We start from the raw sequence: 24,598 nt of genomic DNA, 5'->3' as shown, positions 1-24,598 counted from the left end.
CGGGGAGTAGCATGAAACTTTTCCCTCTAGGTATGAGATACAACAAATAGATTGAAGTTGGTTATAATCAGTGTTACTCTTACAACGGTAAACTCGAAACTATAATTTGCAATACATCTAATAATAGTCTCTATTTCAGTTATAAAGAGAGGAAACACGATGATAAAAGTTGATCACTTATCCTTCTCATTTCCGCAAAAGGAACTATATAAAAACATTTCCTTTACGCTTGAAGAGGGGCAGCATTGCGCTTTTATTGGAACAAGCGGCAACGGGAAAAGCACATTGATAGACATACTGATGGATCCGGAAAGATACCTGTTCGAGGGCAAGCTGGAAATAGACCCGACTTGCAGGATTGGGCATGTAAGTCAATTCCCGCAATTCGACAAAACGAAAGAAACAACCGTTTATGAATATATAGGGGAAGAATATTTTAAGATACAAAACGAAATAACCGCAATCTGTACGGAGATGGAAACATCATCGGATATTGAGCCGTTATTAGAAAAATATCAATTCGCTTTAGATGCATTAGATTCCATCGGTGGGGAGGATTTTGAAAGCAATATTAGTAAGAAGCTTAATCTGGCAAACCTCATGAAGCTTAAGGATCTTAAGGTTTCCGACCTGAGCGGCGGGGAATTCAAGCTGATTCAAGTGATGAAGGAAATGCTTAGCCGTCCAGACTTAATGATTATGGACGAGCCGGATGTATTTCTAGACTTTGAAAACCTTAATGGACTTAAGAATCTTATTAATTCCCACAAAGGCATGTTGCTGGTGGTTACGCACAACCGCTATCTATTGAATCATTGCTTCAACAAAATCATACACCTCGAAAACACGGAGATCCAAGAGTTCGAAGGGCGATATATAGATTATAACTTCTCCTTGCTTCAGACTAAGGTTGAGTTGCAGGAGCTCAAAATCGCCGAGGATGAGGAATTGGAGAGAAACGAGAACATAATCGCTAATCTTAGAGTAATCGCAACTTATAATTCAGAGGCTTCTAGAGGCAAAGCATTAAAAGCAAGAGTCAAGTTCCAAGAAAGATTGGAAGCGCGAAGAATTAAAGCACCATTTGTTGATATTAAGCAACCCAATATTAGTTTTGACATGGATACTGTAATAGAAGATACCACTGTCGTACTTGTCGATCATTATAGAGCTGCCTTTGAAGAGTTGCTTTTAGACAATGTGAGCTTTGAGATCAAATCTGCGGATAAAGTAGCCATTATTGGCTCAAACGGAACCGGGAAAACGACTTTACTCCGGGATATCTTTAAAAATAATCATGAGTCTATTGAAATCAATGCTGACGCTAAAGTGGCTTACTTATCGCAAAATCAAGGCGAAGTGCTAAAGGAATCTAATACCATACTAGAAGAATTCATCGATGCCGGGTTTAAAACGTATGATGAAGTTAGATCGTTTATTGCAAGCTATGGCTTTGAAGGGGAAATCGTTAATCAAAGGATAACCTCTTTATCCGGCGGAGAAAAAAATATGCTTCAATTGGCCAAAGCTGCTGCCAGCAAAGCAAACGTATTGCTTCTTGATGAACCGACAAGCCATTTGGACATCTATTCACAGATCGCGCTGGAAAAAGCTATTGCAGACTATAAAGGCGCGATTCTGATGATTTCTCATGATTTCTATTCCGTGGTTAATGGCATGGATTATGTGTTAATCATTGAAGACAAGACGATCAGAAAGATGAGCATTCGAAAATTTAGACAGATGATTTATGCCAGCCATTTTGACAAGGACTATCTAGAAAAGGAACAAAATAAAAGATCGGTTGAAATGAAAATTGAAGTGGCTTTAAAAAATAATGAGTTTGAACTCGCAAAAGTATGGGTTGATGAGCTGGAAGCGCTGATCAAGTTGCTTTAAATTGATATATCAAATTAAACGTTACGACGCCGACGCAAACCCTAAACTCCGCGGCAAGAATTTTTGAGTTTGAGGTGTATGGAACAAACGAGGCACCGTAACATAGCCGACAAAACACATCCAGGCCTATGCATATGCGCATAGGCCTGCTTGACTTCTTGATTGCCCGCAGGCAAATTTGCTTGGAACAAAGATTGTTAAGTCCCTGGCATCAGCCGTTATGCCATGCCATCAGGGGCGGTACGCAGACCGTTGGCTCCGTTCCGCAGCAGCTCGGCTGCCCAACCCCTGGCGGCGTCGGCAATCTCTTGCATGTTAACAGCCTCGGCCGCAGGCTGCTCGATGGCATTGCGAAGACGTCTGGCTTCGGCCAAATGCCCGATGGCCTCTTTCATGGCGGAGGCATAGCCGGATTGAATCGGCGCCAGTTGATCGGCATGCAATTCATCGGTTCCGGGAGCGATGCATAAATCGTACATGTCGATAATTTCATCGGTTTCGCGGTCGGGAAAATATTCATGCGGCGCAGTGCTGTCGAACACGGCTGTGCCAAGCTCGCGAACGATGACCATATCGATGCTGTTCGGATCGAAGCCGCAATGATATACCTCTACATCGTAGCCGCGTCGCAGTCCCTCCGCGGCGAGCCGCTTAAGCAGCGTCGACTTGCCGGATCCTGCGCGGCCTTTGATCAGGTAGCGTTTCAAGCCTCGGGTCAGCTCCGGGACAAAATCGACCGCCCCGGCAGGCGTTGCAGCGCCGAGGAAACGGTCGTCTCGGCGGCCCTCCTTGGGCAAGGACGTTTCGCCGAACAGACGCGAGACGTATGCGTTCGCCACGCGGTTCGCCGCTTCGAAGCTCATGGCGCTGATATAAATCGCTTCCCAGTCGTCATGAATGTCCAACGCGCGGGCAAAGCAATTGTAGGCGTTGCCTTCGCTCTCCTGTAAGGAGCCCTCCGCCACGGTTAAATCCCCCGATGCCAATCCGCTCTCCGAACCGGACGCCACCTGCGACAGATGGATCGCCTTGCAGCGAATATCGGCAGGCAAGGGTCGCATGTGAAGGGGAAGCGCCCCTTCATGGATAAATCCGGTTTTCCTGGATGGAATAATGACGCCGTCGAGCAGCTCGTGATCCTCGGGCCGATGCAACAGCCATACATCGCAGGATGAGGAAAGCGCCTCTTCGGCAATGATCCGCATCGCGGCGGACTGGGCGGCAGCGGGCGCGGGCCGCGCCACGTACAGCAAATCAATCCCCATCAGCGACGATTCCAGCAAATTCCACGGCCCTCTGGCCGTATGACCCCTCACGAAGAAGGGAGTAGCAGTTCCTCTCATGATCAGCACACCTTTCCGGGCGAATGTCACGGTTACCCTTCCAGTGTATTGCGGAGCGAGAGAGTTGGTTCCGCCGCAAGGCAATTCTTAGCGGCGGGCATCGGCAAGTCAAATGGCAGAGATTCAGTGCGTCTTTGAGGCACTTGGCTGTGGTAAGATGAGGATATTGTTACCGAGGCTTAGGTTTCGCCGATGCCAAATCGAAAAGGAAGTGGCCGTATGCTCGCTGCTTTACTCATCGTATCGCTGCTGCTGGTGCTGCAAACCGGGTACGGGCTGTATTATAGAAGACAGATTCGAGATGTTGGTCGCCAACTGGACTTCATCGGCAAGCACGACTCCTTCAAGCTGATCACGACGCAGCTCCAGTCGCGGGAATTGTCCCGGCTGGTGGAAAGCTGCAATGAACTGTTGCGCGAGCGGCGGGCGCTGAATCAGCGATTTATTCAAAAAAACGAGGAAATCCACGAGACGATCGCGAGCCTCTCGCATGATATTCGTACACCGCTGGCAGCGTTGGACGGCTACCTGCAGCTGGCGGAGCGAGCAGAGCCAGTGCAGGAGCGAACTGAGCCAGTGCCGGAGCGTGCCGAGCAGTCTTCGCATCGCGCAGACTATGTGCGGCTGGCCCGCAGCCGGATTAAGGGGATTTCCAAGCTGATCGAAGAGCTGTTTCTGTATACGAAGCTGCAGAACCCGGACTACAGGCTGGAGTTGTCGACGGTCGACGCCGCGGAGCTGCTGCGGCACAGCCTGGTCATGCAACTGGAGCCGATCGCCGCTACCGGCTATGAGCCGGAACTGGCGCTGCCGAGCCAAGCGCTTGTCGTCGGACAGGCGCATGCGATCGAGCGGGTATTCGGGAATGTGCTGAGCAACTACGTGCATCATGGCGAAGGCCGACTAACCATTCACTGCCGGGAGACGGAGAGCGAGTGGGAGTTTATGTTCGCCAATCCGCTCCCCCCTGGTCGAACGATTGACGCGGAGCGGTTGTTTCAGCGTTTTTATAAGGCGGACCCGGCGCGCAGCGAACAGACCTCGGGGCTGGGGCTGACGATTGTGCAATCGCTTGTGCAGAAGATGAAGGGATCGGTACGGGCGGAGCAGCTCGATCAGCAATTTTGTCTGCGGATCCGATGGCCGAAGAAGCGGGAGGAGAGGGTATGAGCCGGAGAGAAATCGACGATTTGCGAGGAACGGAAAACCAGCGAGGAGCCAACAGCAGAATTCTGATTGTGGAGGATAATGCGCAAATCAGCGAAATTATCGCCGCAGGCTTGCGATGCGAAGGCTTCCGATGTACGCAGGCATATTCCGGCAGCGAGGCGATGCTTTATCTGGCTCAAACCGGCTACGAACTGATCGTGCTAGACCTGATGCTGCCTGGATTGAGCGGCGATGAGCTAATCAGTCGCCTGCGCGGGGAGCTGCGTTCGAGCGTGCCCGTCATCGTGCTGTCGGCGCGGGATCAACTGGATCACAAGCTGGAGCTGTTTGCACGAGGCGCCGACGATTACGTGACCAAACCGTTTGAGCTGGCGGAGCTGATCGCGAGGATACACGCCCAACTAAAGCGTGCTGGGTCAGCCTCGGAGGCGGAGCCTGCGTACCGGCATAAACAGCTGCTACTGAACAGCCGAACGTATCAGGCGACCGTAAAGGGGCATCCGCTTCAGCTGACCCGACAGGAATATCGTATTCTCGAGCTGCTGCTCAAAAATCCGAGCCGGGTGTTTACCAAGCAGGATTTGTACACGCTGGCCTGGGACGAGCCGTATATGGGCGAGGACAAAACGATTACGGTGCATATCAGCAACATCCGCAATAAAATCAAGGCGCATTGCGAGCAAAGCTATATCGAGACGATCTGGGGAATCGGCTTTCGCCTGAGCCGGGCGGAGCCGTAGGCTGTAAAAGCTGCTATTACAGATCGGGCTTTACGATTTCTTTACCTTTTCTTGACGTCAACTTGGCTTTCTCGGTGTTAAATGAGAGCAGGGAGGTGACGGGAATGCAGGAATGCATCATAGAGCTGAATCAGATAAGCAAGGCTTATCGCTCGCGCACGGTGCTGCACCCGATCGATTTGCAGCTGTATCGAGGGGAAATCTTTGGACTTATCGGACGCAACGGGGCCGGAAAATCGACGCTTCTAAAGCTGCTCGGCGGGCTGATCTATCCGACTGGAGGCAGTATGCGCCTATTTGAGCGCTCGACTCGCGAGCAGCGCAGTCTGCATGAACGAATGGGGCTGCTGGTGGAGAACCCCGGCCTGTACGCACAGTTGAGCGGGTTCGACAATATGGAGCTGCTGGCCGACGCCTACGGCATGAAGGCGCGCAAACCCAGGATCGAGGAGCTGCTGGATCGCGTCGGCTTGGCCGACAGCAGCAGGCGTAAGGTCAAAGAATATTCGCTTGGGATGAAGCAGCGGCTCGGTATTGCTCTCGCGCTGCTAGGCAGCCCTGATGTACTGGTTTTGGACGAGCCGATCAACGGACTGGACCCGCAGGGCATTGTCGATATCCGGCATCTGCTGCTGGAGCTGAACAAGACGGGGCTGACGATCGTGATTGCCAGCCACATATTGGAGGAGCTGTCGAAGATGGCGACTCGGTTCGGCATTTTGCATGAGGGACGGATGGTCGAAATCGTCTCGCGCGACGAGCTGCTGCAGCAATGCGAGCAGCGCATTGAGATTCGGCTAACCGAGCCGGAAGCGGCGATTCCGATTCTGGAGGCGGAGCTGGGCATTCGTCGTTACAAGCTGCTTGATAGCCAGCTGTTGCAGGTGTATGACGAGCATGCCGAACTGTACCAGATTCATGCCGCGCTCGTGAAGGGCGGGGTCACGGTGCATGGCATCGCCAGGCAGCAGGTCAGCCTGGAGCAATATTTTCTGGAGCGTACCGGGAGCGGAGGTGTGCGGAATGCTTAATATATTGCGAATGGACTTCCGGCGGTTTCGTAAAAACAACATGCTGCCCCTGCTATTGGCCGTGTTTTTCGCCTTTCAGTTGTTCGGAATATTTATGATGAGCCGTTATGCCGACAGCTACAGTGCCGGTGCCGGCCTTGGACCGGGCTCGCTGAGCGCCAGCGAGTTTTTCCAATATATGCTGGCACAGCCGCCTTCATGGATGCTGCTGTATGTGGCTGTGTTCACGGTTCATTATACCTGGAGCGAACGCAGCGCAGGCTTCTACAAAAACTATATCTCCATGCGTCATGCGAGGGTATCGAGCGTGCTGGCAAAAGCGCTGCTGCTGGCGCTGTTTACGCTATTGTTGTTTGTCGCGGCGGTAGCGGCGAACGCGCTCGGGAGGCTGCTGTTTTTTGAGAATGCGCCGACTGGCGAGCTGGGGCAATATGCGCTTCTGCTGCTGTTGCAATTTTTGCTGCATTGGGCATTTGCCGTGATGATGCTGTTCGTGGCGCTGGCGGCGCGCAGTCTGATCGCGGGGTTGATTATCGGGCTGCTGCTTGCGCTGAATCTTGTCGGCTATAGTCTGTCCGCGCTAGCCGCGTTGCTGCTGGGCGAGGAAGGGGCCGGCATCGCCTCATGGTGGCTGGTCAATCGAATCGTGCATCCGCTTGAGCTGGGGCAGGCAGGGGGGGCGGACATGCTGGAGCCGGCGATCGTCGCGCTGCTGTTTCTGCTGCTGTTCGGCACGGCAGGTGCGGTGTTTAGACAGCGCGAGGATTTGCATTAATCGGCCATTTCTTGCAATTCTTTCGTGAGGCTAGACAGCGTCTTCGTTCGTTCATGGGATTCCTGTTGGTCGAATAAAAGCTGTTCTAGCCATTCCCAAGTATCCTCTAGTCTGCGTCTTACCTGATAAAAACGCAGAACGTCGGGAATCAGGGCGAAATCAGGATGTCGTTTCCGATAGGCGCTTAAAAATGTTTCATAATAAGGTTGACCAACAAGGAACATGAAATCCGCCTCGACGGGAGCCAGTCGCAATCCTTCCCAATCGATTAAGATAACCTGTTCTTTTGCTATCATCAGATTCCAGTTATGGAGGTCTGTATGGCATAGTACATTTCGTAAGGGGCGTTGCGGCAAATCCCTTGATCGTTTTTCAATTTCATCGATAAGTTCACTTAATTGTTCCGAATGCTGGTCTATCACTTCTCTTACGTCTAATGGAGCAATCGATTGCCCATTGATTAGCTGCTTTAATTGACTGACAAAAGGAATGGAGAAATCTTCTTTAAGATGCTGCGTTTTAATTGGCAATTGCTCGTCGTACGAGTGAAGCTCTGCAATTATGTTCGCTAGTTGTACCACCTGATTGTCCGTTAAATCCCGGTTTCCAATGGTTTCTCCCTCAATGTAATCATAGAGCAGAAAAATACCGTCGGCGTTAGAGCATTGGTAATTACCGTCCTTTGTTACGCGGGGAACGGGGATTTTTCCGTTTAGACTGCTGTGTTGTTGGAGCCAGATCAGGACAGGGACATATTCGTTTATCAGGGCAGTCCATTTCAAAGTGGAGGCCCTGCTTTTCTCGTAAATTTTCAAGAAGTACGTGCGGTCGCCCGCAATCATCTTGTAAGCTAGCGCGGACCAGCCGCCTTGTTGAGGCGTAAGGTGCGACACATTCAGCCCATAATGTTTATATATCGTTTCCTCTATCTTTTTCATAGGTTCTCCATTTGGGAAGTAATAGGTAGGAAGCTGTTACATCTCCTTCATCAGGGATAATTATAATTGCACGCCTGTATATGTGCAACGAGGCTGCAGATAGTGGTGCAAGACAATCGTTCGCATGAGGGGCTGATGGATTTGGATAATTGGGAGAAGCAATTAATGGAGCAAAGGTTGGAACATGTGAGAGCGGAGATGGGGGAACTGTCCTTTCAGGAAGTTGAGTTCATCACCACAGGATGCGAAAAAGATGTTTTGATTTTGGATAAAAATACAGTAGTTGCTTTCTATCGCAAAGGATTGCAGATTGAACGCTACAACGTACGACAAGAACTGATTCGGAGTTTAGCAAGGCAGACAGAGGCGGTTTTGCCTGAGTGTCTGTATTGTTCTCCAACCCAATCATTTGTGGTGGAAAAATATGTGCCAGGTTTTCGAATTACACCTCAATATGTCGAAAAACATTTGGAAAGTGCAAAACAAATAGGTCGACTAGTAGGAAGTTTTTTAAAAGAACTTCATATGACATCAGAACAAAAACTGGTTTTACAAACCGGTTTTGAAGAAGATGTTCGGAATGATATGGTTGAAGGGGTTAAGTTGTTACAGTCCAAACTGCCACAATCAGAGATGGAGCAAGTGAAGGGCTTTCTAAAAAATTATTACGAAATTTCGGCATCGGTCCGGACATGTATTGTACATGGGGATTTCCACTATGATAATATTCTGTGGGATGAGAGTACCGGTCGGATTGGAATTATAGATTTTAGCGAAGCGGGAAGAGAAGACCCCGCATTGGATTTTATGTATATGGCTTATTATCCTATTGAATTCAGGCGTGCGGTATTTGAGGAGTATGGTTCAGCAGATACAAAACTATATGAAAGAAGCCAAATGTACGATCGAATCTATGGCTTGTATGATATGATCGAAAATATTCAGGGAAATCCCAGGAAACCAAGCTTTGAAAAAGGGTACACAAGATTTTTTACCGCAAATAAGAATGTTGAATAGCCTCGAAAGATCGAAAGAAACTTTCTCCTGGCTCGGACCTAACCGGATGAAAATCATAGAATTATTGCAGGACAGGGGAGTGCTCGCGCCGGATGGCGGAGCTGAACAAAACAATGAAAGTAATATACTTCGAGGAGGATTTGAAAATGGCAAAAGTAGTCTTTGGTATGACGATGTCGCTTGATGGATTCATTAATGACGCGAATGGCAGTGTCGCCTTGCTCTATCCTGATATGATAGAGCTTGGCCAGACCGACCTGATGCGGGAGTGGATTGACACAACCGGGGCTGCAGTTATGGGGCGCAGAACCTTTGGAATGGCTAGTGATCCTGATGGCTACGCCGATGGTTATGAGTTTCAAGTACCCATTTTTGTTATTACTGAGCAAGCTCCAGAGAAAAAGCCAAAAGAAAACGGCCGTATAAGTTTTACGTTCTTAGATAATGTCGAAGCTGCAATTGAGCAAGCCAAACAAGCCGCTGGGGAAAAAGATGTCACGGTTGTGGGCGGCCCGACCGTCGGCCAACAATTGCTTAAGGCCGGTCTTGTGGATGAATTGCAAATTGGCATTATGCCTATTTTGCTTGGCGAGGGGCAGCGGCTTTTTGAGCATCTTGAAGGCATGCAGATAAAGCTCAAGAAGACAAGAGTCGTTGAAACGGGCCAGCGTACTGACATGTGGTTTACAATTGAAAAGTAATGGCTGACCGGTAACGGAAATGCGGGGCCTTATCGATAAATGCGGCAGCCGCTATTAAAATTGCACACTTCCCAGGTCCGCGAGGCTTATTCCTCGCGGACTTTCATATTTCTTGCCCAATAGAGCACCGGCGTGGCCAAGAACGAAATGAGCAGCTTCAGCAGATACGTCGTCAAAAAGATTTGGATCCAAATGTCGAAGGCATGCACCTTGTAAAAAGCGATCGTGCAAAACACGAGGGAATCGACGAATTGGCTTACAAGCGAGCTGCCGTTGATCCGGATCCAAAACTGATTGCGCACCGGGAACTTCGTCTTTAGGTAGCTGAAGACCCGGACGTCCAGAAACTGGCTGACAAAGTAGGCGCACATGCTGCCGGCCGCGACCTGCGGCAAGAAGCCAAAGAGCGCCTTCATCGGCTCGTGCGCGAAGTCATCGGCTTGCGGCACGAAGCCGAGCGTCATCTGCATCAGAATCGTGGACGCAATGAGCGTAAAGAAGCCGAACCATACGGCTTGTTTGGCCGATTGACGGCCGTACTTTTCATTAAGCAGATCCGTCGACATATAGATGGACGTGTAGATCGTATTGCCCAGCGTCATGACGATGCCGAACGTGCCGATGGACATCTCTATCGTTTTGGCGACCTGGATATTGGCGATCACGGTGGCAAAGCCAATCCAGGCGTATAGTCCTTTCTTGCCGAACATGCGATAGCACAGCAGGAAAAGGCCAAAGTGGACGAGCATAAAAAGCACGCCCCACAACAAATTGAACATGACAAAAAGGCCTCCTTAGTTTTGGTAACGCGGGATGGTTACGAACCGCGACTGACGATTATGCAGATAGCCACTATCCTAACAGTTTTTCCCGAGATTGAAAAGCTAAATCTGAAAGGGTTGACTTCAGTAATTTATGGTAAAATGGTAGGAGTGAACAGCCAATTCTATTTCGAATAATGGAGGCGCTTACCTATGGAGCAGCAGTTGCAGCAAGAGGGATACTTTGGAGAGTTTGGGGGCAGTTTCGTCCCGCCGGAATTGCAGGAAGTGCTGAGTTACCTGAGCGACCAATTCTACAAGCTGAAAGACGATCCGGAATTTAAGGAGGAGCTGCGCTATTACTTGAGCGAATACGTTGGCCGCGAGAATCCGCTGACGTATGCGGAGCGGTTGTCCAAAGCTTGGGGCGGACCGAAAATTTATTTGAAGCGCGAGGACCTCAACCACACCGGAGCGCACAAAATCAACAACGCGATCGGCCAGATTCTGCTTGCCAAGCGTATGGGCGCCAAGCGGATTATCGCGGAGACCGGCGCGGGGCAGCACGGCGTCGCCACAACAAACACTTACAAACTGCCCTAAAATCAGGCGAGTTTGTACCCCGTGATAGCCCACGTTCCATCCGTTTTCTTAATGACCAATACATCGAACAGCTGCTGTATGACAAATTTACGTTGTGCGCGATCTAGATTAGGCCAGTTGGTACGCAAGTGATCGATTTTTTGTGATATGTCCTTCGCTGTTCGCACGCTAGGGCCAGAAGTTGACTGTTGTAGTTTGGACAATTCCTCTCTCCATGGAATCATCTTCCTAGCTTCCTCGTCCATTAACTCCTCATATAACGTGTAATCCAACTTTCCACTTCCCATAGCCCGGGTGTAGTTCTTACGCTTTAACTCTGCTTCATCAATCATCTTACTCAGGCGTTTGATTTCTTTTGTGCTATCCTTCTCGTTGATCTTTTTATCTGGCTGAATCGAATCAAATTTGAACGAGTCCAAGAAATCAAGAAACAGAACATCTAACTTTTTCTCTCCGATGTCACCCGCATAACAAGGATCTACACGCCTATTCCCACTACACCGATATCTTGGACGTTTAGTATCTCCTTTTTCGGTGGTCATTTTCCCGTGATATGACCGACCGCACTCCCCACATTTAACAACCGTCGCATATGGAAAATCGTAAGAAGACTTACTCAAATAACCTTCGAGTCTCCGCTTACTGACCTTTTGCGCTTCTTCCCATATTTCCATCGTTACAATGGCTTCATGCGTATCATGGACAATGATTCTCTCTGACTCATCATCTGACTTCTCTTTCCAGTGAGTAGCCCCAATGTAACTCGGGTTTATCACCATATCTCCGATCACGCTCTCGTACCACAGACCGCCCAACATAGAAGGTATCCCCTCGTTATTCAACTCCTGAGATATTTTAATCTTACCCCAGCCGGTCGTGTATTGATCGAATATGCGCCGAACAATTACTGCTTCTTCCTCATTGATGTACAGGGACAAATCTTCTTTATTCACATTATAACCGTATGGACGCTTGGACGAATTGCGTAGGCCGCTCTCAGCGCGCTTACGTTGGCCCTTAATGACCTCTTCACTCAGATTCTCTCTATACCATTGGGCAAAAATGCCGAGCATATAAACGAACATACGGCCCATTGCAGAGGATGTGTCAATGTTCTCGGATATGGATACAAGCTTAATTTCCTTGCGTTCAAAAACAGACAGCAGCTCGTGTAAGTCTCCTACATTACGGGTAAGTCGATCCAGTTTATGAACGACAACAACTTTTATATTTCCTGCATCTATATCCGATAGGAGGCGTTTCATGTCTGGGCGATTAAGGTTTTTTGCGGATTTACCAGCATCAATGTATCGATCATATAAGGACCAACCTTGATCATTGATGTGCTTGATGTTCTTCTCTGCCTGTACTTCAAGGGAAAACCCTTCACGTGCTTGCTCGTCGGAACTCACCCTTTCATAAGATGCAGCCGGCAACTGAAGATCTGACTTTACTTTCACAACCATGTTGTCCCTCCCGAATAGTTGATACCCTCTATTATGGAGTGAGTGGGGGAAAAGTAAAAGCCTATCTCTTATATGAAACTATTGTAATATTACCCAATACCTATTATTATGTCATAGGGGACACCAAATCTCGCCTAGTCAGGTGCTTGAGTTATGCTGATTGGGGCGGCAGAAGCAATGGCGAAGCTAGCTGCTGAGAAGGAGGTGTCATATGAGGTGCCATCATACATCATCTCGTATTCAATCCCAAACTCGCAAAGGAAAAGCAACTTTTCGTTGTGACCAATGCGGGAAGTCTTATCGAGGAAGAACCTCGATTTAGGCGGGGGAGAGGGGAAACCCTCTCTTTTCTTATTTACAACATAAACCAGAACGTATATACTTGTATTGAGATGATTTATGATTGCACCTCGAAGCCCCTCCAGCCCCCCAATAGCTGGAGGGGCTTTTTTTACACAAAAAAAGGCCCTTCGTTTAGAAGAGTCTTTTTTTCATGCCCAGGTTGACGACCAGCGGGTTTATTCTGCCGATGTAACATTCAGAGGAATTAACCGCCCAAAATGTATATGCAGGGGAAGGTGTTGGTCGCACCTTCCTTTATTTATTATAAGCTTACCATGATGAGATTAGACGTGCAATATAAAAGACCCCAATGGATGGGAGCTATAATTATCGAATCATCTTCATTAATTCAGTATTGTAATCATCCAATTCTTGAATTGCTGCATCTTTTAAAACTTCTCTGACTAATACACCATCTTTCTCTAAATAGTTTATCAAAGTAGAGATTGATGATTTTAGTTTTTCGTGGAGTTTAATTATCCCGGATATTTCATCATACTTTTCTTCTACAGACTTCAGGTCATTACTAATACCGTTTATATAAGCAAGGTTTGTTTTGTTCTGATGGGTTAGATCTAATTTATCGTATTTCCTGTACTTTTCGGCCATCCCTTTATATTTTTGCAGCAAAGGATCTATATCAACCCAATACTCTTTAATGTGCTTCAACATTTCATTTTCGTCGATATGTGATTTAGCTTGTTCAATTAAAATTTTTGCATCACTATCTTGAGGTCGCTCGATTAGAGAAATTTCAAAGTAACGGTATGCTTCTTCATAATTACCGGAAATCAAAGCATCCTTACCCATACGCATATTTTCTTCATACGGATTTGCCGGTTGAGAACATGCAGACATAACTAATAAAATAACGATAATTAATGCGAATCGCATTTGACACTCTCCTGTTATGGAATAATGGATGTGATCTTTACTTCTTCGATCTTTTGTATAAATTTTTCTTAGTAAATACTGCTGCTACGATTATGGCTGGGAATATAGGATAAAGAACATTTATGGATCCGGTTCCGCTTCCAGTCAGGTAATCCATTGGGATGGATAATGCTACAAAAACAATGTAGGAAACGAATAGATACCCCAAGAAAACATAGGCTTCCTTTAACATTCCTGGCTTGGCATTAGGATCGGTTGATTTTTCATCATCTTTTGTTGGCTTAACTTGCTCATTAATAAGGCCTTTCATAGCCACACTCTCCTATAAATGGGTATATGTATGTTATCGGCGTATAGATGGACATAATTTACAGCAAGGAGGGATAGTTATGCCAATGCCGGTGTTTGACGAAAATAATGAGGTGGTTGAAATGGATACGGATGAAATTTTCTGTATATTTAAAGACGAAACACGTCGAATTGTAGTGCAAACTGAAAGCGGTAATTATTATTTTCCGTCAACAATCGAACAGATCCAGGCGATCATGGGGAAGTACGGATTTTATCAGATCGATAAGAACCATGTAATCAACGTCAAGCAAGTCAAAGCTTTCAAGAGGGGGGAAGTATTCATTGATGGAGTCCATTATTATGTAGCAGCTCGCCGTCAAAAGGGATTAATGGATATTTTACGACGTTCACGTAACACAAACGTATAAAATGGTCGACAGCATTCGACAGACAAATGAATAAATTCTCATATACAATGAAATTAACTTAAAAACAGACATAAAGTTTCATTTACTACAGGTTGGCGATGGCGTACAATGGCGTTGTAATCGCTTTATTGCAGCAAACACCAGTACGACAAATGTTGTACCTGATCCGTGAAGCAGCAGATGCTACTTCATTTACTGCCGAAATTCCCATACATAAATATCGTCAAGTGTACACGTTAGATAATGGGCTATCAGGACTGCTGTTCTTATGTTCATTACCTTCCTCAGAGTGCAGTAATCCGATATTTGCGATTTGCTCTTACCGGTTACATCAGCAAGCCACTGCTGATCTTTACCTATTCGTTTGAGCAATGTTGGGACTCGGCAGCGGACGGGTACAGGTTCCATGTCCGTGCCACCTTATTTTTTTATTCTCCAAAAACAGAACATATGTTCCTTTTATCTAGTTGTCATGCTATCATGAAAGTACAAGAAACTTGTACAAGGGGGATATTACTGTGAAAAAAAAGAACAAGCATGAATTTATTGATAAACTAATGGTGATATCGAAATCAGACAAAGAATTTTTAAAAAAAGAAATAAAAATAATCATAAACAAAAATACATGAGTTATTTATCTTTTTTAAATCTCTCCATTAATTCTAATATGTACTTCTGATCGGACTCTTTTAAAGTTACATACATCTCAACTAATTCAACATCCTCATATAAGTCTTTTGAAACTTTACTTTCCCCAGCAATTAGCCAATTCAAATCAACATCAAAATGTTCGGACAGCTTGTTTAATGTTTTTAGATCAGGTTCTCTGGAACCATTTTCATATCCCGAGTAAGTGGTCCTCGCAATTCCTAAGCGACGGGCTATTTCTGTTTGAGATAAACCAGTTTTACTCCTCAATTGACGCAATCTCTCGCTAAACAACTTCGTTCCACCTCCTTCAATAGACTATTATAACGACGCGAAATGCATCCTTAAACAAGTTGACGCAAAATAGGTAAATTCAATAAAAATAATAGTTGACATGACGCGATATGCGTCATATAATCAAAATAACAAAACGACGCAAAACGCGTCATGAAAGGAGATCGCTATGAGAGAATGGCTGGTAAACATCCGTAAGAATAAAGACCTAACGCAAAAACAAGTTGCCGAGAAATGCGGAATTTCCAGAAGTTACTATGCGGATATTGAACAAGGAACAAGGAATCCAAAGGCCGTTACAGCTCAAGCAATTGGTCACGAATTAGGATTTGATTGGACACATTTTTTTGTGCAAAACGGACGCAAAACGCGTCACAATGACAAAAACGTCGCTTAATGCGAGTAGTTTACCTCATTAAATTATTTATTGAAAGGTGGAACAAAAATGCAATTGTTCAACTTTGGTCAAAACGCATTGCGTGTTATTGATAAGGACGGAGAGCCTTGGTTCATTCTGAAAGATGTCTGTGAGTTGTTGGAAATTGATCAAGTAGCAGGAATTAAACGGAGGTTGTCCGATGATGTGATTTCAAATCACCCCATACCTGATTCATTAGGACGCATGCAAGACACCACAATCGTCAGCGAAGACGGACTATACGATGTGATCCTTGAAAGTCGCAAACCTGAAGCTAGGGCGTTTCGAAAGTGGATTACAAGTGAAGTTATCCCGTCCATACGAAAAACAGGAACGTACAGCATTGATCGACCATCGTACATGATCGACGATCCGATAGATCGGGCGCAGAAATGGATTGATGAAGAACGCCAGCGTCAGGCGCTAATGGCACTTAACCGCGAGAGGGACGAGCAGTTGTATTTACAAGCTCCGAAGGTCGCACTTTATGACACGGCGATGAATGCTAAAAACAATTTCACTATGGAGCGTGTTTCGAAAACGATTGGCTATGGTCGCAACAAACTATTCGACTTCCTGCGGGAGAAGAAAGTACTTCGTACTAATAATATGCCTTATCAAGAGTACCTGGATCGTGGATACTTCGACGTTCGACAATACAGCATTACTCACCTGACGAGTGGTATCGAGAACAAGACGCAAACGTTGGTAACACCAAAAGGCATGGCCTACATTCATAAGCTGCTGACTGAGGGCGGCAAAATATCATAAGGAGGCCCACCCATGAACCTACCAGAAAAGCTCCGCAATATGGGCATACAGCCCGTACCAGAGGCAGGAGAGAAAGTAAACGTGCTCTTATCTGATAATAAAATCCGCGCATTAGCAGACGTATTTATCCCGCAGAGTAAGGAGCAGAAGGGTGCATAACAACTTATAAGGAGGCTCCACCCATGAACATCAACTTTCCCGAAGTAAAGACTCAGCCCACTCCAGGCATGATGAAACGTCTACACCAGCTTGCCTATGAACAGAGCGTTAAGAGAGCTGGGAAAGATGCTATAGGCGCATGAAAAAAGCATATTTCGCACATCATTACCTGTTATTACGCTACCGTAACTGCCGAACCGAAGAGGAGAAAACGAAGCTTGCCCGATCATACTTTGATCAAATGGCAGAAGAAGTCGACAAAGCTATGAAAGGAGCTCTGGAGCATGAAACGACAATCATTGTTGCAACGAGTGGTGTCGGAGAAATCACAGCTTATCGAACATAAGCGTCATGGAGAGCTTGCGGAGTACGGACCTGAGAATTATGACGACCTGATGTCACTATTCACCGATATGATCACCCATTTATCCATTGAGGAGGAGAAGGAACATGCAGCATAACAAGATACAGCCTGTAAGTGGTCCTAAGCCTATTATTCGCTATCCCGATCAAGGAGGCACATGGAATCGCAAAGGTGAGGTGAGGATTGTATGAACTGGCGTCACCTAATGAGCCAAGTGGAATGTATGATGCTAGACTCTCAAGTCACTTTAGAGGAGTACAAGGAAATCATCTCCGAGGAAAAGTGGTACGAGCATCCGGCGATGGCAACGCAAAAATGGTGGTTCGGACGCGGCAAGCAAGGTTTGGTCGAGGTCACATTCCAGCAAATACGCTCTATGTGGGGCTGGATGGGGATTGATACAGAGGTCGTTACCGGAGCGATGCGTTACAAGATCGCTGAAACAGTGGACGAGCTAATACGGATCGATGAAGAAGAAGCCCGTCATGATTTGAAAGTCGAGTTGGATAAAGCAGTAGAGGGGGCGGCGGCGTGATCATCGTTAAACGGAAAGTTTTCGTTAATGCGACGGACGAAGTGGTCAATGAATTCCTATCGAAGATTCATGCAGAGGACATTATATCAACACACTTTGCAGTATATGGACATCAAGAATCTTCAGACGAGTGGACAACCATCTTCTACAGAGAGGTGAAAGCCTAATGTACACGGTAAGTGCTTGTTGTCTCCGATCCATCGAACCAGGTATACGCGAAGAACAGCCATTAGGCGATGGTTATACGATCCGTTATCAAGTTCCTGTATGCGGCTGTTGCGGTAAAGAGGTAGAGGATACGGTGCAAGTGACGGAATGTTGCGGACTGGAGAGGTGCTGCTGTGAGGATCAAATACGAGAGGACGTTCCTGATACTCGGGTCCATACCCACCAGTAGGCGAATGAAAATCCTTTATGCCAAGTGTCATTCGAAATGGGTCGAGCAGGGACGAAAAAAGGCGCAGTAGGATGCGCCCTTAAGGAACTGAGAAAAGGTTATAAAGCAAGTTTACCACAGGTGGTGGTCAATATGGAAGTGGTGTATAAACACGTTTTAAAGCGGAAAGACGGAACTCTCGTCAATCTGCACTACGAACCGGTCAAACTGATAAGTAAGGCCCAAAAAGTCGACGAAGAGTTGTTTAAAACGATGATGAATGGATATTACAAGCCCCATAACCCTGATGATTTCTATATGCAGCCTATACGAATAACGTACGAGGAGGTAACGGAAGATGTGCAACAAATCGGATACGATCGGAAAGATAGCAATGGCTCTGGTGAAGTTTAGCGAAGAAGTGCGACCCATCGAAAAGGATGGAACCAATCCGCATTTTAGATCTGCTTATACAACGCTGGACCACATGATCGATTCAACAAAGCCTATTCTCACCAAGCACGGGCTAACGGTCATGCAGTTTCCTGGGGGAGATGGTCAGAAAATTACCATCCGAACCATGGTCATTCATGAGTCAGGCGAGTGGATTGAAACTGAGCCTTTGACGCTCCAAGCAGTCAAGACAGACCCGCAGGGAGCCGGATCCGCCATCACATACGCAAGGCGTTACAGTTATGCCGCGGCTCTCTCTTTATCGCTTGGTGATGATGATGACGGAAATGGGTCCTCACACGTTCCACAAGGCTCGTACAACCGCCAACAGAACCAGACGAACCAACAATCGTCACAGTCACAGCAAGAGCGAACAACGCAATCTCAGCAGTCTGGCGGGTCGAATGAACGGAAGGCGACGGAAGCGCAAGTAAAGATGTTAAGAGCAAAGCGTAATTATGCCGGATTCGAGGGGAACGAAGAGATTTCACGGTTTCTCGGGTTCGATATCAGCAGCCTAACAGAGCTTCCAATCTCGAAGGTCAATGACCTTATTAGATTCTTGGATGAACAGAAACAACCATCACGTTAAGAGGGCTTAATCGCCCTCTAAGGAGGTCTACCCATGGACTTATCCAAGCAGCCAGCCTATAGCGTCCCTAAGCCCAACTTTAAGCGCGGTAAGCCAACAGCCAAGCAGCGGGGAGCAATCCCCGATAAGGTACGCAAAGAGGTTGATGCACGGTCCGGTGAGTGCTGTGAGAGATGCGGGAAGCATAAGAATGCTGTTTGGACGCTGGAGAAGGCTCATGTTACGCGTCGGTGGCGCTCAGAGAGTAAATGTACCGCATACGACATAGTGAACCTCTGTGGACCTTCTAGCGACTCTAGCACATGCCATCATTGGGCGGATTATACGAGAGCCGGTAGAGAGTGGCTCCAGCAATTTAAACTGACATTGGAGGAATCGGCTTAATGCAGGTTTTAGTTGTTTTCCACAAGTCGAACAGGAAATTAATCGCCACGTTTGAGTTGAACACCATAATCACTGAAATGAACGTGCTGGTTGTTCCTGGAGTTGCCTATGTACTGACTGCTAAAAAGGACATTTTTCGCACTGCTCCAAATGGAGAAGTATTTGTGAAAGAAATCTAACGTTAATCATAGGCCGGACGGCCTCCAATTCGACTGAATCACCCAGCGCAGCGGGGGCCGACCCATATTTGAGAGGAGCTAATAATCATGGATAACCAAAAGATACAGGAGATTATAGCGCACAGAAAAGGACAGCTATCGAAAGCTGATCCCGAAAAACACCATCACGCCCGCTACTTTGTAATCCCTACACCTGAGCTTCAATTGCTAGTCGATACCTTGGAGCAACAACAGAGGGAGATAGAACGGTTACGGACGGCGCTAGAACAGGCACAACGTCATATGAGCCGGGAGCAATTCATGAGTGCCGAAACGGTCGTTGACGAAGCTCTAGCTCGCAAGGAGGTGTCTACGGATGTCCAAGATGACACAGAGAGAGTATAGAGGCAAGAGGATTGATAACGAACAATGGATAGTGGGCTGGTATTCTGAGTTGAGATTCACGAAACCATTTGAAGATAAGGTGACTACATGGTCGTACATTGATGATCCATGCGGAGTGAAGATTCCGGTCGATCCCGATACAGTAGGGCAATAGACCGGACGGGACGATGACAACGGAGTAAAGATATTCGAGGGAGACTTTTATCGACCGGAAGATAACGGTTATGGAATTGTCAAATATGAGCCAGGAAGGTATTACATCGATTGGGTTTCTCGCTTTAAATTCGGATCGAATGGCAGTTTGCATATGAATCTACACGGTGAAGTAATCGGCAATCGTTGGGACCATCCTCACTTACTCAAGGGTGAGGGATAGTAGATCCAAACTATGCAGGAAGGAGTAGGGCTGAATGAAGACAACAAAGAAGCAGAAATTAGCGAAACAATGCAAAGATATGCTTAAAAATTGCTATTCCGATGGGGGAATTGCAAGCGATAACGAATATAATCAGTTTCTTTGTGACTACGCCCCTGATATGGTGCAGTACATGTCAGTAGAGGGGCTACTATGGCTCAAAGATAAGATGGATAGAATCTATGAGAATACGCTAGATAGCGATAAAGCATTGTAAGTAGTTTCGCAGTACGACGATAACGGATTCGATCCATATTGTGAAGGAAAGGAGTGAGCGAAATGAGGTTTGCAATTGCCAGTAAAGCCAACGGATGGGAAGAGTATATGTGCGAACAACAGGGGTTAGATTGTTTTTCTGATGACCTTGGCAGTGCGTTGCTGTTTTATAACTGGCGCAATATTCCTTTCCATGTGCTGGAGCCAACTGATTACATCGTTAAGGTCGAAGAGGATGAAGAAGGCGGTTTGTTGGTCGTTGGTACATTGAGCAAAGAGGAAATGGACGAAAATAGTTTTTGATGAACAGTACGACGATATGACGAATCAGGCCGAAGGCGATCGCTCGACAGCAATACTCAGGCGAAGCCGGAGGCCGTAGGAGGGGTTTAGATGACAAGGGAGCAACAGGGGATGGATAAACGGATAGAGGAAATGAGAAGTCAATATCAGGCGGGAATGAGAATTTCGATAGACATGGACAGCACTATGAAGTTGGTTAGAGACAACGAATTCCTACTTGAGGAAATGGACCGAATTCAGGGCCTATTGGATCAAGCCAATAAAACGGTTATAGCGATGTTGACTGAAAAAGAATCGAAAGAACATCATCTAAAAATGATGGAGGAATTCGATTCTCGTTATCGTCATTCGGAGTTTGACTTCGCTCATTTGCAACAGGAGGTATCTCGCATCCAGGTAGAGAGGGATAAAGCCATAGCAGAACTGAAAAGGTTCGCTGATCGTGATCCTTATGCAACTGGTAGTAGCGCTAAACGTGTCCTCTCTGAACTAGGAGTACCCCATGATCCACTGGACTGATTATATAAGATATTTCCCTAAACATTTAAGAGCAAACCTATGGTTCGGCCTCCGCCTGACGGCTAAGCGATTGCGGTCGAATCGGGGGCGCTAACGCGCAAAACCAAGACGAAGGAGGGCATGGCGATGTCATTAGGTGTCACTCGGTGGTATGAGCGAATAGCTAGAAAAAAACACATTTGTGTGGATTGTGAGCAGGGCATAGAACCCGGAACAGCCTACGTGGAGCAACGAACCGCTTATACCGAAAATGGGAAATTCGGCAACTTTTCAGTGAAAATCCATCGCACATGCCATGATCGTTTGGAGAAAGAGAACGAGGAATACCAAAGAGAAATGGCGCAGACAATCAGCAACGAACATATGTGGGAGCACAAATACCCCTAGTCCCCCATCCCCTCAAATAACGAAGGAGGCAGACAAATGAAAGAATCATTACGAAAAAGAATAGGTACTTTTGAGATTACTAGGGAGTTTGTGCTAGATGCTCCAGATGCTGTATTGGCGGTTATGTCCAAAGTAATCGTTGTCAGATGCGAGTTTATGTATCACAAGAACACACTGGAATATCAGGCGGTATCCCCTCATTTTGACGAGGTTCCGGACATTGAAATCCCGCCGCGGTACTCGGTGAAGTTCGATATCGAAGAACCGACAGATACTAGCACCGGATCAGTGACCGCTCACTTTGTACGCGAGTCCTGATCCGGCACAAATTCCAGCAACTCTCCAACTGTACACCCGAAGTAGGAGCAGAGGGCGTTGAGTGTTAGCCCTCTTTCTCCTCAATCAGCTTGCGGTAATCCTTCACGATCTTGTTGAGCTGCTGGCTGAATTTACGATCTTCTTTAGCGGCCATATCCTCAACGTACTCTATAACCTCAGGGTCCAGTGTGACAGACCGTTTGTCCTTGTTAACTTGCTTCACCATTAATCTCACCTCAGCGCCATTATAGCATGTTATACGATAACAATATTTATTATCCTACTACAGTAGACAAAGTAGGATAAAGTAGGATAGAATAGAAACAAGAAAACATAACCAGAAAGGAATGAGCGATATGGCAAAAATGTATTACCACGAATGGACGTCTACTGACGACCAGATACTTACTCAAATCATGACAGCGCCGGATCGCAAAAAGGTGCTGGAACGATTCAAGGAAGCCGGAGAACGTCTACAACGAACCGCTAAGTCGTGCCAGAATCGGTGGTATGAAATACGCCAGGATCGAACGGCGGTGTAAGTATGAAAAATAGATTCAAGATCGAGGGAGACATAGCAACAATATACATTCCTTACTTGGACCAAGTTTTGGAAACAATCATTGACACAAAAGACTTGCCTGTTGCTCAGTCGTTCATTGGCACTTGGAGAGCATTCTCAACAAGGCCAGGTAAATATTACATCGGTGGTGGAATCTTCTTCAGAAGAAACGGAAACATCCCAGGACACACTAAGCAATTTACGCTTGCACGGTTATTAATGGGATTTCCCGAAGAATTGGTAGTGGATCATATCAACGACAATTCTCTAGATAATAGGAGATCCGTTAACCTTCAAGCCATTACCAGCTCAGAGAACGTCAAGAAGCAAATAAAAAAACGGGGAAAAGGTGTCTACCGGACAGTTAGAAGGCGAGCAGGAGAGCTTGGCCTAGGCCACCTTTATGACCTATAAGGCGGTGTAGCCTATGTCCGGCTGGATCAAGCTCCATCGTAAGACGCTAGACAATCCAGTCGTGTGCAAAGACAGCGATCATCTAGCGGTATGGAATTACTTACTACTTAGCGCTACTCATAAAGAATACCCGGCGATGTTCTCCGGTGAGAGAATTACACTCCAACCTGGGCAACTTATAACCGGTCGGAAGGTAATTGCGGATAAATTCAAAATATCCGAAAGTAAGGTTCAACGCATCCTAAAATCGTTCGAAAATGAACAGCAGATTGAACAACAAAACGGAAACAAAAACCGCTTAATAACGGTACTTGGCTGGCTTGAATATCAAGACGGTGAACAACAAGACGAACAGCTAGTGAACAACAAGCGAACAACAACTGAACAACAAGTGAACACAAACAAGAATGTAAAGAATTTAGAGAATGAAAAGAAAGAAAGAAAAGAACCTAATACCTTCTCCGCTTACACGTCGAATACCGAGCTTCTCTCCACCCTTAAATCTTTCGAAGAGTTTCGGAAGAAGATTAAGAAGCCATTGACTGACAAGGCGAAGGATCTACTTGCAGGGAGTCTGGACAAGCTGGCTAAAACTAAAACGGATGAAGAGAAGATCGCCATTTTAAACCAATCTATTTTAAACGGTTGGCAAGGCGTATTCGAACTAAAGAGAGGAGTGAACCTGAATGCAGTCAATGGGGGATATACTACGGGAGCTCAACCCCGGCGTGATCTTGGCTTCTGAGATAACCGGAAAACAAATCTGCGATGGATGCGGAAATGAAGTCATTATGATTCAGACGCCGATCCTTGGGGGACCGGACAAAGGAAAGATAATCTCCAGTAAGCGAGGTTGTATCTGCTGGGAGAACGAACAGGCGCGTTTGGCGAAGCAAGAGCAGCAGAAAGCGAAGGTGAAGCAGTACGTTGAGAAGTACAGCACCGTTAACCCTGATTTAGAGAACGCAACGTTTGAAAGCTACGATCCTTCGACGGGCAATCAGGTGGAGGCGTTGAAACTGTCGATGGAATACGTCCAGCAATTCAGCATGACGAATCCTAAAAATCTACTTTTCGCCGGTTTATACGGACTGGGCAAGTCACACCTATCCTATTCGATCTGTAAGGCGCTGAGAGAGAAGGGACTCGTCGCCGTATTCATCTCGGTACCAAAACTGCTGACTATCATCAGGAGCTCGTACAACAAATCCTCCAACGTTACAGAGGGAGACCTGCTAGACGTCCTGTCAAAAGTGGACTTTCTGGCGCTGGATGATATAGGCGCAGAACGTTCCAAGAGGGATGAGGATGGAGAAAGTTGGGCTGCTGAGAAGTTATTCGAGGTCATCGACGGCAGATCGGGGCGAAACACGATTTACACCACGAATCTAGCGTCAGAAGATTTAGAGAGAAAAGTTGGGGAGCGGAACTTCTCGCGAATGATGATGAACACCAAGCCATTCAAGTTTGAGGGCGTGGATTACCGGATTAACAATAAGCGATTCTAG

The 24,598-nt window shown here is 46.6% G+C and carries 35 protein-coding genes and 3 pseudogenes; 28 read left to right on the top strand and 10 right to left on the bottom strand.

Features of this window, described 5'->3' with window-relative positions; genetic code table 11:
• The first annotated feature begins 159 nt into the window (after nucleotides 1-159).
• Entirely contained in the window at nucleotides 160-1,899 is a 1,740-nt protein-coding gene (locus B1748_RS23820; RefSeq protein WP_087570446.1) for an ABC-F family ATP-binding cassette domain-containing protein, read from the top strand.
• A gap of 218 nt (nucleotides 1,900-2,117) precedes the next feature.
• On the opposite strand, the gene B1748_RS23815 is transcribed toward B1748_RS23820, so the two are convergent.
• The gene (locus B1748_RS23815; protein ID WP_143810373.1) at nucleotides 2,118-3,242 is read right to left on the bottom strand and encodes a hypothetical protein; all 1,125 of its coding nucleotides are present in this window, start codon (nucleotides 3,240-3,242) and stop codon (nucleotides 2,118-2,120) included.
• Between the two features lie 219 nt (nucleotides 3,243-3,461).
• Between B1748_RS23815 and B1748_RS23810 the strand changes: the two genes are divergently transcribed.
• From B1748_RS23810 to B1748_RS23795, 4 genes are all read left to right on the top strand, one after another.
• Complete coding sequence (locus B1748_RS23810) at nucleotides 3,462-4,412, top strand: sensor histidine kinase (protein WP_179215790.1); 951 nt, start codon at nucleotides 3,462-3,464, stop codon at nucleotides 4,410-4,412.
• Nucleotides 4,409-5,152: a response regulator transcription factor gene (locus B1748_RS23805; RefSeq protein ID WP_087570443.1), complete on the top strand. Its 744-nt coding sequence runs from the start codon at nucleotides 4,409-4,411 to the stop codon at nucleotides 5,150-5,152. The genes B1748_RS23810 and B1748_RS23805 overlap by 4 nt, the downstream gene beginning before the upstream one ends.
• A gap of 104 nt (nucleotides 5,153-5,256) precedes the next feature.
• Entirely contained in the window at nucleotides 5,257-6,183 is a 927-nt protein-coding gene (locus B1748_RS23800) for an ABC transporter ATP-binding protein (RefSeq protein ID WP_087570442.1), read from the top strand.
• Nucleotides 6,176-6,958, top strand: a complete 783-nt coding sequence (locus B1748_RS23795; RefSeq protein ID WP_087570441.1) for an ABC transporter permease — start codon at nucleotides 6,176-6,178, stop codon at nucleotides 6,956-6,958. The genes B1748_RS23800 and B1748_RS23795 overlap by 8 nt, the downstream gene beginning before the upstream one ends.
• Here the strand turns inward: B1748_RS23795 and B1748_RS23790 are convergent.
• Nucleotides 6,955-7,896 carry an aminoglycoside phosphotransferase family protein gene (locus B1748_RS23790; RefSeq protein WP_087570440.1) on the bottom strand — a complete coding sequence of 314 codons (942 nt, stop codon included), beginning with the start codon at nucleotides 7,894-7,896 and terminating at the stop codon, nucleotides 6,955-6,957. The two genes, B1748_RS23795 and B1748_RS23790, sit on opposite strands and share 4 nt — an antisense overlap.
• Nucleotides 7,897-8,061: 165 nt before the next feature.
• On the opposite strand from B1748_RS23790, the gene B1748_RS23785 reads away from it, so the two are divergent.
• Nucleotides 8,062-8,913 carry a phosphotransferase family protein gene (locus B1748_RS23785; protein ID WP_179215789.1) on the top strand — a complete coding sequence of 284 codons (852 nt, stop codon included), beginning with the start codon at nucleotides 8,062-8,064 and terminating at the stop codon, nucleotides 8,911-8,913.
• A 92-nt stretch (nucleotides 8,914-9,005) separates the two neighbouring features.
• A complete protein-coding gene (locus tag B1748_RS23780; protein WP_218781654.1) occupies nucleotides 9,006-9,614 on the top strand; it encodes a dihydrofolate reductase family protein in 609 nt (202 codons plus the stop codon).
• An 86-nt stretch (nucleotides 9,615-9,700) separates the two neighbouring features.
• Here B1748_RS23780 and B1748_RS23775 read toward each other — a convergent pair whose 3' ends face one another.
• Nucleotides 9,701-10,393, bottom strand: coding sequence for a queuosine precursor transporter (locus tag B1748_RS23775; protein ID WP_087570438.1), 693 nt, complete (start codon nucleotides 10,391-10,393; stop codon nucleotides 9,701-9,703).
• Between the two features lie 195 nt (nucleotides 10,394-10,588).
• Between B1748_RS23775 and B1748_RS23770 the strand changes: the two are divergent.
• A pseudogene (locus B1748_RS23770) lies at nucleotides 10,589-10,954 on the top strand (pyridoxal-phosphate dependent enzyme); the annotation flags it as partial.
• A 26-nt stretch (nucleotides 10,955-10,980) separates the two neighbouring features.
• On the opposite strand, the gene B1748_RS23765 reads toward B1748_RS23770, so the two are convergent.
• The 3 genes from B1748_RS23765 to B1748_RS23755 form a co-directional block, all read right to left on the bottom strand.
• Nucleotides 10,981-12,444 carry a recombinase family protein gene (locus tag B1748_RS23765; RefSeq protein ID WP_087570437.1) on the bottom strand — a complete coding sequence of 488 codons (1,464 nt, stop codon included), beginning with the start codon at nucleotides 12,442-12,444 and terminating at the stop codon, nucleotides 10,981-10,983.
• A 669-nt stretch (nucleotides 12,445-13,113) separates the two neighbouring features.
• Nucleotides 13,114-13,680, bottom strand: a complete 567-nt coding sequence (locus B1748_RS23760) for an outer membrane protein assembly factor BamD (protein ID WP_087570436.1) — start codon at nucleotides 13,678-13,680, stop codon at nucleotides 13,114-13,116.
• A 37-nt stretch (nucleotides 13,681-13,717) separates the two neighbouring features.
• Nucleotides 13,718-13,990 carry a hypothetical protein gene (locus B1748_RS23755; RefSeq protein WP_087570435.1) on the bottom strand — a complete coding sequence of 91 codons (273 nt, stop codon included), beginning with the start codon at nucleotides 13,988-13,990 and terminating at the stop codon, nucleotides 13,718-13,720.
• 79 nt (nucleotides 13,991-14,069) lie between these two features.
• Here B1748_RS23755 and B1748_RS23750 point away from each other — a divergent pair, with 79 nt between their 5' ends.
• The gene (locus tag B1748_RS23750; protein WP_087570434.1) at nucleotides 14,070-14,399 is read left to right on the top strand and encodes a LytTR family DNA-binding domain-containing protein; all 330 of its coding nucleotides are present in this window, start codon (nucleotides 14,070-14,072) and stop codon (nucleotides 14,397-14,399) included.
• Between the two features lie 192 nt (nucleotides 14,400-14,591).
• Here B1748_RS23750 and B1748_RS38120 read toward each other — a convergent pair whose 3' ends face one another.
• Together B1748_RS38120 and B1748_RS23745 are read right to left on the bottom strand one after the other, a co-directional pair.
• On the bottom strand, nucleotides 14,592-14,807 hold the full coding sequence (locus B1748_RS38120) for a helix-turn-helix domain-containing protein (RefSeq protein ID WP_143810371.1): 216 nt from the start codon (nucleotides 14,805-14,807) through the stop codon (nucleotides 14,592-14,594).
• A 222-nt stretch (nucleotides 14,808-15,029) separates the two neighbouring features.
• Complete coding sequence (locus B1748_RS23745) at nucleotides 15,030-15,341, bottom strand: helix-turn-helix domain-containing protein (protein ID WP_179215788.1); 312 nt, start codon at nucleotides 15,339-15,341, stop codon at nucleotides 15,030-15,032.
• A gap of 169 nt (nucleotides 15,342-15,510) precedes the next feature.
• On the opposite strand from B1748_RS23745, the gene B1748_RS23740 reads away from it, so the two are divergent.
• The 15 genes and pseudogenes from B1748_RS23740 (at nucleotide 15,511) to B1748_RS23670 (ending at nucleotide 22,114) form a co-directional block, all read left to right on the top strand.
• Nucleotides 15,511-15,738 carry a helix-turn-helix transcriptional regulator gene (locus tag B1748_RS23740; protein ID WP_087570432.1) on the top strand — a complete coding sequence of 76 codons (228 nt, stop codon included), beginning with the start codon at nucleotides 15,511-15,513 and terminating at the stop codon, nucleotides 15,736-15,738.
• A gap of 48 nt (nucleotides 15,739-15,786) precedes the next feature.
• A complete protein-coding gene (locus B1748_RS23735) occupies nucleotides 15,787-16,530 on the top strand; it encodes a phage antirepressor KilAC domain-containing protein (RefSeq protein WP_087570431.1) in 744 nt (247 codons plus the stop codon).
• 12 nt (nucleotides 16,531-16,542) lie between these two features.
• The gene (locus B1748_RS37025; protein WP_179215787.1) at nucleotides 16,543-16,689 is read left to right on the top strand and encodes a hypothetical protein; all 147 of its coding nucleotides are present in this window, start codon (nucleotides 16,543-16,545) and stop codon (nucleotides 16,687-16,689) included.
• Between the two features lie 284 nt (nucleotides 16,690-16,973).
• The gene (locus tag B1748_RS37020) at nucleotides 16,974-17,150 is read left to right on the top strand and encodes a hypothetical protein (protein ID WP_179215786.1); all 177 of its coding nucleotides are present in this window, start codon (nucleotides 16,974-16,976) and stop codon (nucleotides 17,148-17,150) included.
• Nucleotides 17,151-17,240: 90 nt separating this feature from the next.
• The gene (locus B1748_RS23730; protein ID WP_087570430.1) at nucleotides 17,241-17,588 is read left to right on the top strand and encodes a hypothetical protein; all 348 of its coding nucleotides are present in this window, start codon (nucleotides 17,241-17,243) and stop codon (nucleotides 17,586-17,588) included.
• A gap of 433 nt (nucleotides 17,589-18,021) precedes the next feature.
• Nucleotides 18,022-18,378, top strand: coding sequence for a hypothetical protein (locus tag B1748_RS23725; RefSeq protein ID WP_143810370.1), 357 nt, complete (start codon nucleotides 18,022-18,024; stop codon nucleotides 18,376-18,378).
• Nucleotides 18,323-19,009: an ERF family protein gene (locus tag B1748_RS23720; protein ID WP_256975890.1), complete on the top strand. Its 687-nt coding sequence runs from the start codon at nucleotides 18,323-18,325 to the stop codon at nucleotides 19,007-19,009. The genes B1748_RS23725 and B1748_RS23720 overlap by 56 nt, the downstream gene beginning before the upstream one ends.
• 383 nt (nucleotides 19,010-19,392) lie before the next feature.
• Nucleotides 19,393-19,572 carry a hypothetical protein gene (locus tag B1748_RS23710; protein WP_087570427.1) on the top strand — a complete coding sequence of 60 codons (180 nt, stop codon included), beginning with the start codon at nucleotides 19,393-19,395 and terminating at the stop codon, nucleotides 19,570-19,572.
• Nucleotides 19,573-19,659: 87 nt separating this feature from the next.
• A complete protein-coding gene (locus B1748_RS23705) occupies nucleotides 19,660-19,956 on the top strand; it encodes a hypothetical protein (protein WP_087570426.1) in 297 nt (98 codons plus the stop codon).
• Between the two features lie 166 nt (nucleotides 19,957-20,122).
• Nucleotides 20,123-20,332 (top strand): annotated as a pseudogene (locus tag B1748_RS38115) (YopX family protein); the annotation flags it as partial.
• Between the two features lie 34 nt (nucleotides 20,333-20,366).
• Complete coding sequence (locus B1748_RS23690; protein WP_087570424.1) at nucleotides 20,367-20,588, top strand: hypothetical protein; 222 nt, start codon at nucleotides 20,367-20,369, stop codon at nucleotides 20,586-20,588.
• Between the two features lie 62 nt (nucleotides 20,589-20,650).
• On the top strand, nucleotides 20,651-20,890 hold the full coding sequence (locus B1748_RS23685) for a hypothetical protein (protein WP_087570423.1): 240 nt from the start codon (nucleotides 20,651-20,653) through the stop codon (nucleotides 20,888-20,890).
• Nucleotides 20,891-20,980: 90 nt separating this feature from the next.
• Entirely contained in the window at nucleotides 20,981-21,409 is a 429-nt protein-coding gene (locus B1748_RS23680; RefSeq protein ID WP_087570422.1) for a hypothetical protein, read from the top strand.
• 126 nt (nucleotides 21,410-21,535) lie between these two features.
• Nucleotides 21,536-21,796 carry a hypothetical protein gene (locus tag B1748_RS23675; protein WP_087570421.1) on the top strand — a complete coding sequence of 87 codons (261 nt, stop codon included), beginning with the start codon at nucleotides 21,536-21,538 and terminating at the stop codon, nucleotides 21,794-21,796.
• Between the two features lie 36 nt (nucleotides 21,797-21,832).
• Nucleotides 21,833-22,114 (top strand): hypothetical protein, encoded by a 282-nt coding sequence (locus B1748_RS23670; RefSeq protein ID WP_087570420.1) that lies wholly within the window; start codon nucleotides 21,833-21,835, stop codon nucleotides 22,112-22,114.
• Here B1748_RS23670 and B1748_RS38110 read toward each other — a convergent pair.
• Nucleotides 22,093-22,173: pseudogene (locus B1748_RS38110) on the bottom strand (helix-turn-helix domain-containing protein); the annotation flags it as partial. The gene B1748_RS23670 and the pseudogene B1748_RS38110 overlap by 22 nt on opposite strands.
• A gap of 5 nt (nucleotides 22,174-22,178) precedes the next feature.
• Nucleotides 22,179-22,340: a hypothetical protein gene (locus tag B1748_RS37015; protein ID WP_179215785.1), complete on the bottom strand. Its 162-nt coding sequence runs from the start codon at nucleotides 22,338-22,340 to the stop codon at nucleotides 22,179-22,181.
• A 130-nt stretch (nucleotides 22,341-22,470) separates the two neighbouring features.
• Here B1748_RS37015 and B1748_RS23660 point away from each other — a divergent pair, with 130 nt between their 5' ends.
• The 4 genes from B1748_RS23660 to B1748_RS23645 are packed head-to-tail and all read left to right on the top strand — an operon-like array spanning nucleotide 22,471 to nucleotide 24,598.
• A complete protein-coding gene (locus B1748_RS23660; protein WP_087570419.1) occupies nucleotides 22,471-22,656 on the top strand; it encodes a hypothetical protein in 186 nt (61 codons plus the stop codon).
• 2 nt (nucleotides 22,657-22,658) lie between these two features.
• A complete protein-coding gene (locus B1748_RS23655; RefSeq protein ID WP_087570418.1) occupies nucleotides 22,659-23,090 on the top strand; it encodes an HNH endonuclease in 432 nt (143 codons plus the stop codon).
• A 13-nt stretch (nucleotides 23,091-23,103) separates the two neighbouring features.
• On the top strand, nucleotides 23,104-23,835 hold the full coding sequence (locus B1748_RS23650; protein ID WP_179215784.1) for a hypothetical protein: 732 nt from the start codon (nucleotides 23,104-23,106) through the stop codon (nucleotides 23,833-23,835).
• Entirely contained in the window at nucleotides 23,777-24,598 is an 822-nt protein-coding gene (locus B1748_RS23645; protein WP_256975889.1) for an ATP-binding protein, read from the top strand. Before B1748_RS23650 ends, B1748_RS23645 begins: the two co-directional genes overlap by 59 nt.

This window comes from Paenibacillus sp. MY03, assembly GCF_002165585.1.
Taxonomy (GTDB): domain Bacteria; phylum Bacillota; class Bacilli; order Paenibacillales; family Paenibacillaceae; genus Pristimantibacillus; species Pristimantibacillus agaridevorans.
This window is presented reverse-complemented; position numbering and strand designations above follow the sequence as displayed.

Coding starts and splice junctions, on each gene's coding strand:
- B1748_RS23820 (WP_087570446.1), top strand. CDS start 160: ATGATAAAAGTTGATCACTTATCCTTCTCATTTCCGCAAAAGGAACTA.
- B1748_RS23815 (WP_143810373.1), bottom strand. CDS start 3,242: ATGAGAGGAACTGCTACTCCCTTCTTCGTGAGGGGTCATACGGCCAGA.
- B1748_RS23810 (WP_179215790.1), top strand. CDS start 3,462: ATGCTCGCTGCTTTACTCATCGTATCGCTGCTGCTGGTGCTGCAAACC.
- B1748_RS23805 (WP_087570443.1), top strand. CDS start 4,409: ATGAGCCGGAGAGAAATCGACGATTTGCGAGGAACGGAAAACCAGCGA.
- B1748_RS23800 (WP_087570442.1), top strand. CDS start 5,257: ATGCAGGAATGCATCATAGAGCTGAATCAGATAAGCAAGGCTTATCGC.
- B1748_RS23795 (WP_087570441.1), top strand. CDS start 6,176: ATGCTTAATATATTGCGAATGGACTTCCGGCGGTTTCGTAAAAACAAC.
- B1748_RS23790 (WP_087570440.1), bottom strand. CDS start 7,896: ATGAAAAAGATAGAGGAAACGATATATAAACATTATGGGCTGAATGTG.
- B1748_RS23785 (WP_179215789.1), top strand. CDS start 8,062: ATGGAGCAAAGGTTGGAACATGTGAGAGCGGAGATGGGGGAACTGTCC.
- B1748_RS23780 (WP_218781654.1), top strand. CDS start 9,006: ATGGCGGAGCTGAACAAAACAATGAAAGTAATATACTTCGAGGAGGAT.
- B1748_RS23775 (WP_087570438.1), bottom strand. CDS start 10,393: ATGTTCAATTTGTTGTGGGGCGTGCTTTTTATGCTCGTCCACTTTGGC.
- B1748_RS23765 (WP_087570437.1), bottom strand. CDS start 12,444: ATGGTTGTGAAAGTAAAGTCAGATCTTCAGTTGCCGGCTGCATCTTAT.
- B1748_RS23760 (WP_087570436.1), bottom strand. CDS start 13,680: ATGCGATTCGCATTAATTATCGTTATTTTATTAGTTATGTCTGCATGT.
- B1748_RS23755 (WP_087570435.1), bottom strand. CDS start 13,990: ATGAAAGGCCTTATTAATGAGCAAGTTAAGCCAACAAAAGATGATGAA.
- B1748_RS23750 (WP_087570434.1), top strand. CDS start 14,070: ATGCCAATGCCGGTGTTTGACGAAAATAATGAGGTGGTTGAAATGGAT.
- B1748_RS38120 (WP_143810371.1), bottom strand. CDS start 14,807: ATGGAACCTGTACCCGTCCGCTGCCGAGTCCCAACATTGCTCAAACGA.
- B1748_RS23740 (WP_087570432.1), top strand. CDS start 15,511: ATGAGAGAATGGCTGGTAAACATCCGTAAGAATAAAGACCTAACGCAA.
- B1748_RS23735 (WP_087570431.1), top strand. CDS start 15,787: ATGCAATTGTTCAACTTTGGTCAAAACGCATTGCGTGTTATTGATAAG.
- B1748_RS37025 (WP_179215787.1), top strand. CDS start 16,543: ATGAACCTACCAGAAAAGCTCCGCAATATGGGCATACAGCCCGTACCA.
- B1748_RS37020 (WP_179215786.1), top strand. CDS start 16,974: ATGAAACGACAATCATTGTTGCAACGAGTGGTGTCGGAGAAATCACAG.
- B1748_RS23730 (WP_087570430.1), top strand. CDS start 17,241: ATGAACTGGCGTCACCTAATGAGCCAAGTGGAATGTATGATGCTAGAC.
- B1748_RS23725 (WP_143810370.1), top strand. CDS start 18,022: ATGGGTCGAGCAGGGACGAAAAAAGGCGCAGTAGGATGCGCCCTTAAG.
- B1748_RS23720 (WP_256975890.1), top strand. CDS start 18,323: ATGTGCAACAAATCGGATACGATCGGAAAGATAGCAATGGCTCTGGTG.
- B1748_RS23710 (WP_087570427.1), top strand. CDS start 19,393: ATGCAGGTTTTAGTTGTTTTCCACAAGTCGAACAGGAAATTAATCGCC.
- B1748_RS23705 (WP_087570426.1), top strand. CDS start 19,660: ATGGATAACCAAAAGATACAGGAGATTATAGCGCACAGAAAAGGACAG.
- B1748_RS23690 (WP_087570424.1), top strand. CDS start 20,367: ATGAAGACAACAAAGAAGCAGAAATTAGCGAAACAATGCAAAGATATG.
- B1748_RS23685 (WP_087570423.1), top strand. CDS start 20,651: ATGAGGTTTGCAATTGCCAGTAAAGCCAACGGATGGGAAGAGTATATG.
- B1748_RS23680 (WP_087570422.1), top strand. CDS start 20,981: ATGACAAGGGAGCAACAGGGGATGGATAAACGGATAGAGGAAATGAGA.
- B1748_RS23675 (WP_087570421.1), top strand. CDS start 21,536: ATGTCATTAGGTGTCACTCGGTGGTATGAGCGAATAGCTAGAAAAAAA.
- B1748_RS23670 (WP_087570420.1), top strand. CDS start 21,833: ATGAAAGAATCATTACGAAAAAGAATAGGTACTTTTGAGATTACTAGG.
- B1748_RS37015 (WP_179215785.1), bottom strand. CDS start 22,340: ATGGTGAAGCAAGTTAACAAGGACAAACGGTCTGTCACACTGGACCCT.
- B1748_RS23660 (WP_087570419.1), top strand. CDS start 22,471: ATGGCAAAAATGTATTACCACGAATGGACGTCTACTGACGACCAGATA.
- B1748_RS23655 (WP_087570418.1), top strand. CDS start 22,659: ATGAAAAATAGATTCAAGATCGAGGGAGACATAGCAACAATATACATT.
- B1748_RS23650 (WP_179215784.1), top strand. CDS start 23,104: ATGTCCGGCTGGATCAAGCTCCATCGTAAGACGCTAGACAATCCAGTC.
- B1748_RS23645 (WP_256975889.1), top strand. CDS start 23,777: ATGCAGTCAATGGGGGATATACTACGGGAGCTCAACCCCGGCGTGATC.